At 58.4% G+C, this 12,525-nt stretch carries 10 protein-coding genes and 4 pseudogenes; all 14 read right to left on the bottom strand.

What is annotated here, in order from left to right; translation table 11 throughout:
• Positions 1 to 94: 94 nt before the first annotated feature.
• Positions 95 to 502 (bottom strand): annotated as a pseudogene (locus AC1UK9_RS24890) (macro domain-containing protein); the annotation flags it as partial.
• 8 nt (positions 503 to 510) lie between these two features.
• Positions 511 to 591: pseudogene (locus tag AC1UK9_RS24885) on the bottom strand (type II toxin-antitoxin system toxin DNA ADP-ribosyl transferase DarT); the annotation flags it as partial.
• A 367-nt stretch (positions 592 to 958) separates the two neighbouring features.
• Positions 959 to 1,387 carry a DUF4225 domain-containing protein gene (locus AC1UK9_RS24880; RefSeq protein ID WP_482578684.1) on the bottom strand — a complete coding sequence of 143 codons (429 nt, stop codon included), beginning with the start codon at positions 1,385 to 1,387 and terminating at the stop codon, positions 959 to 961.
• Between the two features lie 342 nt (positions 1,388 to 1,729).
• Positions 1,730 to 1,969, bottom strand: a pseudogene (gene tssD / locus AC1UK9_RS24875) (type VI secretion system tube protein TssD); the annotation flags it as partial.
• Positions 1,970 to 2,102: 133 nt separating this feature from the next.
• Positions 2,103 to 2,339 (bottom strand): annotated as a pseudogene (locus tag AC1UK9_RS24870) (winged helix-turn-helix domain-containing protein); the annotation flags it as partial.
• Between the two features lie 505 nt (positions 2,340 to 2,844).
• The gene (locus tag AC1UK9_RS24865) at positions 2,845 to 3,591 is read right to left on the bottom strand and encodes a S24 family peptidase (protein WP_025108669.1); all 747 of its coding nucleotides are present in this window, start codon (positions 3,589 to 3,591) and stop codon (positions 2,845 to 2,847) included.
• Between the two features lie 223 nt (positions 3,592 to 3,814).
• Positions 3,815 to 4,342 (bottom strand): inorganic diphosphatase, encoded by a 528-nt coding sequence (gene ppa / locus AC1UK9_RS24860; RefSeq protein ID WP_008052339.1) that lies wholly within the window; start codon positions 4,340 to 4,342, stop codon positions 3,815 to 3,817.
• A 112-nt stretch (positions 4,343 to 4,454) separates the two neighbouring features.
• Positions 4,455 to 5,267 carry a M90 family metallopeptidase gene (locus AC1UK9_RS24855; RefSeq protein WP_473013686.1) on the bottom strand — a complete coding sequence of 271 codons (813 nt, stop codon included), beginning with the start codon at positions 5,265 to 5,267 and terminating at the stop codon, positions 4,455 to 4,457.
• A 4-nt stretch (positions 5,268 to 5,271) separates the two neighbouring features.
• On the bottom strand, positions 5,272 to 5,922 hold the full coding sequence (locus tag AC1UK9_RS24850) for a DedA family protein (RefSeq protein WP_025108671.1): 651 nt from the start codon (positions 5,920 to 5,922) through the stop codon (positions 5,272 to 5,274).
• Positions 5,923 to 6,151: 229 nt separating this feature from the next.
• Positions 6,152 to 6,613 (bottom strand): GNAT family N-acetyltransferase, encoded by a 462-nt coding sequence (locus AC1UK9_RS24845; RefSeq protein WP_007958617.1) that lies wholly within the window; start codon positions 6,611 to 6,613, stop codon positions 6,152 to 6,154.
• Positions 6,614 to 6,728: 115 nt separating this feature from the next.
• Positions 6,729 to 7,553: an ethanolamine ammonia-lyase subunit EutC gene (eutC, locus tag AC1UK9_RS24840; RefSeq protein ID WP_473013685.1), complete on the bottom strand. Its 825-nt coding sequence runs from the start codon at positions 7,551 to 7,553 to the stop codon at positions 6,729 to 6,731.
• Between the two features lie 5 nt (positions 7,554 to 7,558).
• The gene (locus AC1UK9_RS24835; protein ID WP_482578682.1) at positions 7,559 to 8,953 is read right to left on the bottom strand and encodes an ethanolamine ammonia-lyase subunit EutB; all 1,395 of its coding nucleotides are present in this window, start codon (positions 8,951 to 8,953) and stop codon (positions 7,559 to 7,561) included.
• A gap of 191 nt (positions 8,954 to 9,144) precedes the next feature.
• Complete coding sequence (gene eat / locus AC1UK9_RS24830) at positions 9,145 to 10,515, bottom strand: ethanolamine permease (protein WP_025108674.1); 1,371 nt, start codon at positions 10,513 to 10,515, stop codon at positions 9,145 to 9,147.
• Between the two features lie 297 nt (positions 10,516 to 10,812).
• Positions 10,813 to 12,333: an acetaldehyde dehydrogenase ExaC gene (gene exaC / locus AC1UK9_RS24825; RefSeq protein ID WP_025108675.1), complete on the bottom strand. Its 1,521-nt coding sequence runs from the start codon at positions 12,331 to 12,333 to the stop codon at positions 10,813 to 10,815.
• Positions 12,334 to 12,525 lie beyond the last annotated feature (192 nt).

Raw genomic sequence — 12,525 nt, 5'->3', positions numbered from 1 at the left:
GCTTGATCGTCAAATAGCTTGTTTTTTCGCGCCGCAGCGCTGGAGCCACCCTCCCATTTCATCAGCGCTTCGCGTAAAGCCGGAACGGTTGGCGCAACACCATCACTATTTGCTCTCGAACCTCGGGCCACTTCAGTCCACCATTACCCGCACCTAGCGGCGGAACAGCGACAGACTTCACATCGTTCTCAATCAAGAAACGACGCAGATCATGCAAACCCTCGGTTATCCACGCCATTTGCGACGGAGAGCGCCAGTGGCGCTTGGTAGGGAAGTTCACGATCCAGCGTGGGCCATCAAGCTCATTGGTGGCCGTCATGTGCATCTTGCCGGTTTCTACCTCACCGGCTTTGCACGCTGCTGCATACAGACGGTAATTCTGCGCAAAGCGTTCTTTGAACATCAACGCGATACCTTTGCCCATCACGCCCACGGTGTTCACCGTGTTAACGAGGGCTTCGGTTTTGGCTTCAAGAAGGTTGCCTTGGGTGAATCTGATCATTGGAAATATCATTTGGGACGCGCATGGACAGGTAAAGTCAAGCCTCTGGCGGCGGCGTCTTGTTCTATGCGTGCTCTGAGGGCGATATCGGGTGTCGTTTAGAAACGTCAGAGCGGATCCGGGTTACGGTGAACTGAAACCTGTGACACAGTCAGAATCCAGGAAAGTGGTACGGAGCGACACGGTATCTGACACACACAGAACTTAACCAGCTCTATAGAGCATTTTAAAAGGAAGTTAACGTATGAAAACTGAAAGCCTTCGCTACTATTTGACTCTGATTTTTTTGGTTCTTGGGTGCTCAATTCCTGTCGCGGGAATCGCAGTTTGGGTTGTGACTGAGATACTGCAAATTGCAGTCAGTTATCTAAATGTATTGTATATTGCTGCGTACATTATCGTGGCTTGTATCGGGTTTTGCGTATATGGCAAAAGGCTTCGGAATATAATATAGAGCTAGTTCTGGTTGTTATCTTGAGTCTTTTTTAAGTATTCGGAATGTAGTGAGTCAATTGTTAGTGAGTCAATAAGCCCTTCAAAAAACATCGCCAGGCTATTCGTTTGTCTGTATGCTTTTTCATGGTTGATTGAGTCGTGCACAAATAGCTGTGTGGTCTCGGGTTTTTTCACTGAGCGCAACAAGCCGAAACCGGATAAAAGAAAGTCTGTAGAGTAGTAGGCCATATTGCCTCTATGCTCACCTCTAAAAATTGCTTGGTAGGCGGCCCTAGTTGGCCCTGTTATACTTTCGTCCTCAAGCCCGTTGTGTATGTTCCCTATGCCTTCATATATATTGTTTACACCATGCCCCGCTAGAAGCACGCTAGGTATCACGGCTAGACCGCCAGAAGAGGCCGAGATAACCACTCCAACCTCAACCTGCATAACACCTGCCGCCACTCCGATCCCGTTTTTTGCATAAAACCATGTCGTCTGTAATTAGCACGTCATATTCTGCTCTCAACTCCTGAACCCCATCCCATGCAGTAATTACGCCCTCGTTAACATTCTGGATTATTTCATTTACGTAGTTTGCTATAAATGAGCTGAATTGCGCCTGAGCCACGCTATCAGACAGGTACGTACCGCTCGCCATACAGCCTAAGGACATCAGATCCGAGGCTGCTTTCGTAACGTCGTGCATATCGCACTGTTGGTCACTCATATTTCGTTATTCCACGTACTGTGTGCACTGGTGCCAGCCTGAACATGCGCCCAGGAATATCGCGCAATGAGTGGCGAAAATTTATCAATATTTTTTGTGATAACAATGGGCATGTGCTGCCCGCGACCGCCTGTTACCGTTCCATCGCTACCGGCAACCATGTTATGGGAGTAAGCCAGTACCATGATTTCATCAAAGTGGCCAAGCTGACATTTGTTTCCGATAGAGTCCGGGCTAGAACAGCCCGACGAGATCAAACCTTGCTTTTTTCCAGTAATCGACATGTATCCGTGATTAGCCATGTGCAACCCTCCTTTGATTGGCTAATCACTGTATTACTAAAGCAAGCAGGTTGGCTGTAGGTCGTTTCCGAAACTTGCTCGATCAATAATCCTGCAGCTCATGTATTCCCTTCATACTCAGTCGCGGCGCCCCGTAGCCACGTTTGGCACTGCTCGAAAGTCCGGCACGTTTGAGTCGATCGTGCGCCCAGCCTGCCCGGTTCTTGTAGGTGGCCTGACCACTGGCGATCAGCTCTTCACGCTGCGCTTCTCTTAACTGCAGCGTTTTAGCTGCCGCTTCGTGAGCGTCCCGAGCAACCGCACCCTCGGGTTTTGTAGCGAGAAAACGAAGGATCGGCTCGATGAACTGATCGTAGGTTGGAACGGACATAGGCGCATCCCTGTGCTGAAGGTTCTTTAACTAACCGGCGGGCGAGCATAAATTAACGCTCGCCTAGGACACCTTGGAGAGTAAGCGCTGTTTCCGTGAAAACGTAAGTCGCTATGTCTCGGTTCGCACATATGTCGAATATCTGGCTGGTTCACTTTCTCACAGGCATTAAAAAGCCGGCTTGTGGCCGGCTTCTCGGGGACTGGCTTGGCCTATTTTTGGTAAGCCTTGCCAGCCTTCAAAACGTACACCCGGATCTGCGTCCGGCTGTGGGACTTGGTCAGACGTTGGTCTGCCGCGTCGGGCGTCATCTGGGCCGCGGGAGCGGGTCGATGCGCAAATGTGGGGCGCAGGATACTGAGTTTTGTTGGGGATTCCCAGTCTCAACTGCGGAATAGAGCCACTGCGGTGATCGAAATTCGTAATTTGTACTGACTTTTGGGGCCTCTTCGCGAGCAAGCCCGCTCCCACAGGGTTTGGTGCAGGGTCGAAGATTCGTATCCGGTCATAGAAACGGCACCACCGGGCGACGTTTGCCCAGGGTCGACCACCAGAAGACCCAGCCCAGAATGTGTATCCGCTGCTCATCGATCTGCGCCGCGCGAAAGATTTCGTCCGGGTGTTCGGCGCTGTTGTGGCTGCGCAGGCGCAGGGCGTTGCCGGGCATGCGGTGCAGGTACTTGATGCGTAGCATGCCGTCGTGTTCGATGGCGTAGATTTCGCCGTCGACCACCTGGGTCAGGCCACGATCGATGCCGACGATGGAGCCGTCTTCTATGCGCTCGCCCATGCTGTTGCCGATCATGTGCGCGCAGATAGCGTCGGTGTGACGGATCTCCAATTGGTCGAGGTGGGCACGGGGCAGGCGGATGGTTTGCTCGGGGTCGAGGATGACGTGGGTCTTGCCGGCGCCGGTGGTGAGTGGCGTTTCCTTGAAAAACGGCAGTTCGATGTCGTTGGGGTCGATGACTGTGTAGACACCGCGGATGGCCTGGGCGTCGAAGGTGTCGCCATTGCTGGCAGGGGTTTGCAGGCGGGGAGACTCCTTGCTGCCTTCGCCGGTTTTCAGCCAATCGCTGTTGACAGACAGCAGGCGTGAGACTTCCTCCATGCGATACGCCGGGACGCCCCGGGTGTACCAGTTATGAATATTTTGGGCTTCCGTGCCCCAGAACTTTGCGAATCCCGTGGTGGTGATGTTCGCTGCTTCCAGGAGTGCCTTGAATCTTGGACCGCTAGTGTTCTTTCTCATAAACACCGAGTCTACGGCCGTGCCAGAGCGGTTTGAATAAACCGGGCGTTCAAAAAAGGGCTGTATTTTGCGACTGGATGTAAGGCGTGCTTGTGGGAAATCACTCACTTCGAAACTTTTCTGTAGTCCGCCATAAACGCAACGTTTAAGACAGCTTCTCTCAGGCACAAAAAACCCCGGATCAACCGGGGTTTTCTTCAGACTTCACGCAGCAAGCAAGTGCTTAGCCCTTGTAGGCAGCAACCGACTTGGTGATCGCGTCGCGAGCGGCGTCAGCGCCAGCCCAGCCTTCGATCTTGACCCATTTGCCTTTTTCGAGATCTTTGTAGTTAGCAAAGAAGTGCTCGATCTGCTGGATCAGCAGTGGCGGCAGGTCGGTGTATTCCTTCACATCGACGTACAGCTGGGACAGCTTGTCGTGTGGGACTGCGATGACTTTGGCATCGCCGCCGCCGTCGTCGGTCATGTTCAGGATGCCGACCGGACGCGCGCGGATCACCGAGCCTGGAGCAACCGGGTAAGGGGTCACAACCAGCACGTCGAGGGGATCACCGTCGTCAGCCAGGGTGTTCGGGATGTAACCGTAGTTGGCCGGGTAGAACATTGGGGTGGCCATGAAACGGTCAACGAACAGGCAATCGCTGTCTTTGTCGATTTCGTATTTGATCGGCGCGTGGTTGGCCGGGATCTCGATCGCGACGTAGATGTCGTTCGGCAGGTCTTTGCCAGCCGGAATCTTGCTGTAGCTCATTGGGCGTTGCCCCCGTAGTTGACCAAAAACACTTGGCCGGATTGACCAAAAAGTGGCGGCGATTATAGGCACATTCCTACGCCGACGCCACGTACCAGAAGTCGTGCAGCGCTTACTCGTGCGCCTGATAGACCGGGTCTGTGGCCTGAAGTTGCCGCAACCTGCCCAACGGATCCTGCCGGTAGAAAAGCTTCAGTTGCAAGTAGACCTGTGGATAAGCCTCGTGCAGCAGATCCGGGGCGCTGAAGAAGTATTCGCTGGTGACTGCGAAGAACTCGGCAGGGTTTTCGGCGGCGTATGGGTCGATGGCGGTTTCGGCATCGGGATGGCGGTCGAGCTGGCGGTTGAGGTCATCGTAGGCGTGCTGCATGACCTCGGCCCAGTCGCTGACGCGCATGTCGGCGTGCAGTGGCGGCAGGCCGTTGGCGTCGCCGTTGAGCATGTCGAGTTTGTGCGCCAGTTCGTGGATCACCAGGTTGTAGCCTTCCCAGCCACCGCTGGCCATTACGCCCGGCCAGGCGAGGATGATCGGCCCCTGTTGCCAGGCTTCGCCGCTGTGTTCGCCGTCCCACTCGTGCTCGACCCCGCTGGCATCGCGATGGCGTTGCGGGCTGAGGAAGTCATCGGGGTAGAGGATGATTTCGTGAAAGCCCTGATACCAGTTCAAGTCGCCCAGATTGAGCAGCGGCAACTGGGCCTGTGCGGCGAGCAGCAGGCGTTGCTCCTGATGCAGTTCGACGCCGGGCAGGGCGGTCAGGTGTTTGTCTTCGAGAAACAGCACGCAGGCTTCACGCAGCCACTGGTCCTCGGCGGCGCTGATGCCATCGAGGAAGCTCAGGTGGTGGCGCACCCGTTGCCACAGGTCGTCGGCAATCGGGTGTCTGGCCAGAATGCGCCGGCGACGCCAGGCGCTCAGTGACCACATCGGCTCAGCGGGTTTCGGCTTTGGCGCCGCCGAAACGGCTGCGCACCACACCGATGATCATCGGCACCAGCGACAGCAGGATGATACCGACGACCAGCAGCGACAGGTTCTTCTTGATAAATGGCACGTTGCCGAAGAAGTAACCCAGGGTTACCAGGCCGCCGACCCACAGAACGGTGCCGAATACGCTGAAGCCGAAGAAACGCGGGTAGGGCATCCGCGCGACGCCTGCGACGAACGGTGCAAATGTACGGATGATTGGCAGGAAACGCGCGAGGGTCACGGTTTTGCCGCCGTGCTTGTCGTAGAAGTCGTGGGTCTGTTGCAGATAGTCGCGGCGGAAGATTTTCGAGTTCGGGTTGCTGAAGAGTTTTTCGCCCGCCGTTCGTCCGATCACGTAGTTGGTGCTGTCGCCGAGGATGGCCGCGAGCATCAGCAAACCACCCAACAGAACCGGGTCCATGCCACCACCCGCCGCCACGGCACCGGCGATGAACAGCAGCGAATCGCCCGGCAGGAACGGCATCACCACCAGACCGGTTTCACAGAAGATTACAGCGAACAGAATCGCGTAGATCCACGGCCCGTAGTTGGTTACCAGCAAATCGAGGTACACGTCGAGATGCAGGATAAGGTCGAGCGGGTTGAAATCCATGGGGGCACCTGTGGTGGCGGCCCGACTCGGCAGGCCTGTGCGGATGATTCGGGTGTAAGCCTACAGCGGGGTGTAGTTTTTCTTACAAGCCGGAAAGCTCGGGATTATACGGTCTGGGAGGTGAAAAACGCGTTGGTTTTGTAGCGAGGAATGTCGGGGTGTGAATATTTGTCAGGCAGGGTTAATGGTGATGAGGGAGCTTGCTCCCTCATCACTGAGGCTTGGGCGATTACAGCTCGTCGCTGATCGGCAGTACGTAGTTCTTGAACTCGGTGTCTTCCTTGAAACCGATCGATTCGTAGGTTTTCTGCGCCACTTCGTTATCGGCACTGGTGGAGACGCGCATGCGCACGGCCTGGGTTTCCTTGGCCATTTTCTTCGCGGTGCGGATCAGGTTGTCGGCCACCAGTTGGCGGCGGGCGTCTTCGGCGACATAGATGTCGTTGAGGATCCACACGCGTTTGAGCGACAGCGAGGAAAAGCTTGGATACAACTGGCAGAAGCCCATCAGCTTCTTGTCGTCATCGTCGGCCAGGGCCAGGTAAATCACCGATTCCTTGCGCCGCAGGCGTTTTTCGAGAAACGCGCGGGAGGAGTCCGGGTAAGGCAGTGAGCCGTAGAACTCGCGATATTTGACGAACAACGGGGTCAGCAAATCCAGGTGTTCGAGGGTCGCTTGAATAATCCGCATGATAGGTCTCATCCTCAAGGGGCTGTCTTCAACTGCTCTGACGGCGATGGGAAACCCTGGCGGCCGTGCACCGATCCTGCCTGAAAGCAGCGCAGAAACGCAATGCGGAAACGGTTCAGGTTGTCGACGGGCCCAGTAGGAAGTTTCCTTTCATATCGGCGCCGGCGTCCGACTCCAGCGTCTGCACCTGTGCTTCGTCCTTCAGATTGACCCCTGACAACTGCCGTCGGCAGGCTTCGCGCATCAGGTACAGCAAGCGATGCGCCGCCATGCCGTAACTCAAGCCCTCAAGCCGCACGTTGGAGATGCAATTGCGATACGCATCGGTCAGCCCGATCTTTGGATTGTAGGTGAAATATAAACCGAGGCTATCTGGCGAGCTGAGTCCAGGGCGCTCACCGATCAGCATCACGAGCATTTTCGCGCCGAGCAACTGGCCGATTTCGTCACCGACGGCGACCCGACCCTGTTCCACCAGCACGACCGGGGCAATCGACCAGCCGTCGGCGCTCATCTGCTCCTCGAGGCGAGTCAGAAACGGCAAGGTATGCCGATGCACCGCCAGCGCTGACAGACCGTCCGCGACCACAATCGCCAGATCTACCCCACCCGGATGCGCCGCAGCGTAATCGCGCAGGTTCTGCGCCGAGTCTTCGCTGAGCTTGCGTCCCAGATCCGGCCGTTGCAGGTAGCTGTTGCGATCGACCGCCGCGCTGTGCAGCAACAGGCTCTCGCGCCCGCGTTCGCTCAGTTGCGCGCTGAGCCCGGCATGATCGAACGGCAGATGCACCGCATCCCGCGCCTGGGCGTGGGCGAACTGGAAATCCAGCTGAGCGCTGGTCGGCAGGCTGGTGCCGGTGCGGCCGAGGGCAATGCGCGCCGGGGTCAGGCGGCGCAGCGCCAGCCACGGGTTTTGCGGGTCGACAGGCGGTTTTTCCATAACACTCATCCCAGTTGCGCCAGCGCCTGGCGGAAGGCCGGCGGCAGGTTGTTGCCAAAGCGAACCTTGCCGTCCGCCTGGGTGAAGATGCCCATGTTCGCCAGCCATTGCTCGAATTCCGGCGCCGGTTTCAGGCCGAGGGTCTGGCGCGCGTAGAGCGCGTCGTGGAACGAGGTGGTCTGGTAGTTGAGCATGATGTCGTCGGAGCCAGGGATACCCATGATGAAATTGATTCCGGCGACACCCAAGAGGGTCAGCAGGGTGTCCATGTCATCCTGGTCGGCTTCGGCGTGGTTGGTGTAGCAGATGTCGCAGCCCATCGGTACGCCGAGCAACTTGCCGCAAAAATGGTCTTCGAGGCCAGCGCGGATGATCTGTTTGCCGTTGTACAGGTATTCCGGGCCGATGAAGCCGACCACGGTGTTCACCAGAAACGGCTTGAAATGCCGCGCCACGGCGTAGGCCCGGGTTTCGCAGGTCTGCTGGTCGACACCGTGATGGGCGTTGGCCGACAGCGCGCTGCCCTGACCGGTCTCGAAATACATCAGGTTCTGCCCGAGGGTGCCGCGTTTGAGGCTCAGTCCCGCGTCATAACCTTCCTGCAATACGTTGAGGTTGATGCCGAAACTGGCGTTGGCCGCTTCGGTACCGGCAATCGACTGAAACACCAGGTCCAGCGGCACACCACGGTTGATCGCTTCGATCGAGGTGGTGACGTGGGTCAGCACGCAGGCCTGGGTCGGGATGTCGTAGCGCTGGATGATCGCGTCGAGCATCTCCAGCATCGCGCAGATCGAGGCGATGCTGTCGGTGGCCGGGTTGATGCCGATCATTGCGTCGCCGTTGCCGTACAGCAGGCCGTCGAGAATGCTCGCGGCGATACCGGAGGGTTCGTCGGTCGGATGGTTGGGTTGCAGTCGGGTCGACAGGCGCCCGCGCAGGCCTAGGGTGCCACGGAATTGGGTGACCACGCGGATCTTCTGCGCCACCAGCACCAGATCCTGCACGCGCATGATCTTCGACACGGCGGCGGCCATTTCCGGGGTCAGCCCGGGGGCGAGGTTGCGCAGGCTGGTTTCGTCGGCTGCATCGCTGAGCAGCCAGTCGCGCAAACCACCGACGGTGAGGTGGCTGACCACGGCAAAGGCTTGCATGTCGTGGGTGTCGATGATCAATCGGGTGACTTCATCGGCTTCGTAGGGAATCAGCGCTTCCTGCAAAAAATGCGTGAGCGGAATGTCGGCCAGCGCCATTTGCGCGGCCACGCGTTCGCCGTCATTGAGCGCGGCGACGCCGGCCAGGAAGTCCCCGGAGCGCGCCGGGCTGGCCTTGGCCATGACGTCCTTGAGACTGTCGAAGCGATAGGTCTGGGCGCCGACGGAATGGGCAAATGTGGCCATGGGGCGGTGTCCTCCTGATTCTGTGGATAACTCGATCCCCTGTGGGAGCGGGCTTGCTCGCGAAGGCGTCGTGTCAGACGACATGGTTGCTGGATGACACACCGCAATTCGCGAGCAAGCCCGCTCCCACACTGGATCTTCATGCACTTCTATATGGCGGGCACCGGGCGTCGGGCCCGGTGCCGGTGCAACTAGATACCTTCGAGCATAGCGTCTGCCGGGGCTTCGGCGCGTTGCTTGGCGGTCAGCTGGAAGTACAGGTAGCCAGCGGCCATGAAGCCAAGGAACACACAACCGATCAGCGTGTTGAACCACGCCATCGCCACCAGGCACACCACCGCCAGGAACAGCGCAATCGCCGGCACCACCGGGTAGCCCGGGGCGCGGAAGGTGCGCTCCAGGTTCGGTTCGGTTTTGCGAAGTTTGAACAGGCTTAGCATGCTGATGATGTACATCACGATCGCGCCGAACACCGACATAGTGATCATCGCAGCGGTCAGGGTCATGCCCTGCAGATTGACCAGGCCATCGCTGTAGATCGCCGCGATGCCGATCACGCCGCCGGCCAGAATCGCCCGGTGCGGGGTCTGGAAACGTGACAGCTTGGCCAGGCTTTTCGGCAGATAACCGGCGCGGGCGAGGGCGAAGAACTGTCGCGAGTAGCCGAGGATGATCCCGTGGAAACTCGCCACCAGGCCAAACAGGCCGATCCACACCAGCATGTGCATCCACGAGGAGTTGTTGCCGACCACCGCTTTCATCGCCTGCGGCAGTGGATCGTTGATGTTCGACAGTTGGCGCCAGTCGCCGACGCCACCGGCCATCACCATCACGCCGATGGCGAGGAACACCAGGGTCAGGATGCCGCTGACGTACGCCTTGGGGATCGTGCGTTTCGGGTCCTTGGCTTCTTCGGCCGCCATGGCGGCGCCTTCGATGGCAAGGAAGAACCAGATCGCGAACGGGATCGCCGCGAAGATCCCGGGGATCGAGCCCATGGTGAACTCGTTGGAGCCCGACCAGCCGTTGAGCACGAAGTTGCTGAAGCTGAAGCCCGGTGCGACCACGCCCATGAACACCAGCAATTCAGCGACCGCCAGCACGGTGACCACCAGTTCGAAGGTCGCGGCGATGCTGACGCCGAGGATGTTCAGGGTCATGAACACGAAGTACGCGCCGACCGCCGCGACCTTCGGATCAAGCTCCGGGTACTGCACGTTGAGGTAGGCGCCGATCGCCATGGCGATCGCCGGTGGTGCAAAAACGAATTCGATCAGGGTGGCAATGCCGGCGATCAACCCGCCTTTCTCGCCGAAGGCCCGACGGCTGTAGGCAAACGGCCCACCCGCGTGGGGAATCGCGGTGGTCAGTTCGGTGAAGCTGAAGATGAAGCAGGTGTACATGGTCGCGACCATCAGCGCCGTGACCAGAAACCCGAGGGTGCCCGCAGTGCCCCAGCCGTAACTCCAGCCGAAGTACTCGCCGGAAATCACCAGGCCGACGGCAATGCCCCAGAGGTGCAGGGTGCCGAGTGTGGGTTTGAGCTGTGTGGTGGAAGTCATAAGTCCTCTCTGTTTTTTATTGTTCGATCTGTTGGACTTTCGGGTGCAGCGGTTGGGTGGAGGGATGCTGTTCACGCAGCGGCAGTTTTCGGCAAAAACCTGAATGACGGGTACGCAAGGGCCGTGCCAGAGCGGCCAGGCCTTGTGTGATGTGTCATTGAGGACGCCTTCGCGAGCAAGCCCGCTCCCACATTGGATGTCCAACAATGTGGCCCGAAGCAAGTCCCCTGGGGGAGCGGGCTTGCTCGCGAAGGCGATTGAACAGGCAACACAGAGTCATCTGTGTTGCCCAGGTTTTTAGAAGAAGCCCAACGGATTGATGTCGTAGCTCACCAGCAGGTTTTTGGTCTGCTGATAGTGATCGAGCATCATCTTGTGGGTTTCACGGCCGACGCCGGACTTCTTGTACCCGCCGAACGCGGCATGCGCCGGGTACAGGTGGTAGCAGTTGGTCCACACGCGACCGGCCTTGATCGCACGGCCCATGCGGTAGGCGCGGTTGATGTCCCGGGTCCACAGGCCGGCGCCAAGGCCGAACTCGGTATCGTTGGCAATCGCCAGGGCTTCGGCTTCGTCCTTGAAGGTGGTGATGCTCACCACCGGGCCAAAGATTTCTTCCTGGAACACGCGCATCTTGTTGGTGCCCTTGAGCAGGGTCGGCTGGATGTAATACCCGGTCGCCAGATTGCCCTCGAGTTTTTCCACCTTGCCGCCGGTCAGCAGCTCGGCGCCTTCGCCCTTGGCAATTTCCAGGTACGACAGGATCTTGTCGAATTGCTGCTCGGACGCCTGCGCGCCGACCATGGTGTCGGTGTCCAGCGGGTCGCCGCGTTTGATCTGCAGGACTTTCTTCATCACCACCTGCATGAATTCGTCGTAGATCGATTCCTGCACCAGTGCGCGGGACGGGCAGGTGCACACTTCGCCCTGGTTGAAGAACGCCAGCACCAGCCCTTCGGCGGCCTTCTCGATGAAGGTCGGTTCGGCCTGCATGATGTCTTCAAAGAAGATGTTCGGCGATTTGCCGCCCAGCTCCACGGTCGATGGAATGATGTTCTCGGCGGCGCATTTCATGATGTGCGAGCCGACCGGGGTCGAGCCGGTGAAAGCGATCTTGGCGATGCGTTTGCTGGTGGCCAGCGCTTCGCCGGCTTCTTTGCCAAAGCCTTGCACCACGTTGAGCACGCCCGGTGGCAGCAGATCACCGATCAGCTCCATCAGCACGCAGATGCCCAGCGGGGTTTGCTCGGCAGGTTTGAGCACCACGCAGTTGCCGGCAGCCAGCGCCGGGGCGAGTTTCCATGCGGCCATCAGCAGCGGGAAGTTCCACGGGATGATCTGGCCGACCACGCCCAGCGGTTCATGGATGTGATAGGCCACGGTGTTGCCGTCGATTTCGGCAGCGCTGCCTTCCTGGGCACGCAGGCAGCCAGCGAAGTAGCGGAAATGGTCGGCAGCCAGCGGGATGTCGGCGTTGAGGGTTTCGCGGATGGCTTTGCCGTTGTCCCAGGTTTCGGTGATTGCCAGCAATTCGAGGTTCTGTTCGATGCGGTCGGCGATTTTCAGCAGGATCAACGAGCGCGCCTGCACCGAGGTCGCGCCCCACGCGTCAGCAGCGGCGTGGGCGGCGTCCAGTGCCTTGTCGATGTCTTCGGCAGTGGAACGGGGGAATTCGGCAATCGGCTGGCCATTCACTGGCGAGGTATTGGTGAAGTATTGACCTTTGACAGGCGCGACGAACTCGCCGCCGATGTAGTTACCGTACTTGCTCTTGAACGAGACTTTGGCGCCTTCAGTACCGGGGTGAGCGTAACGCATGATGATGTTCTCCTTGGCTTTGTACTTATTAGAGAAACGCGCAAGTGCGCTTGCTATAAGCGTAGAGCAAAGGTCGGGCCACTGCCGTACAGGGCAGGCAGATCAAGGCCTTGCGTGGTTTTTGTCGGACAGGCGGATTCGCGGCGTGACGGTTTCGGTACAGGTTGGGTGACAGTTTGTACCGCTTCTGGC

The sequence above is a fragment of the Pseudomonas sp. AK-TSAG1-1 genome (assembly GCF_056821665.1).
The sequence above is the reverse complement of the archived record's forward strand: the minus strand, read 5'-3'. Positions and strand labels throughout refer to the sequence as shown.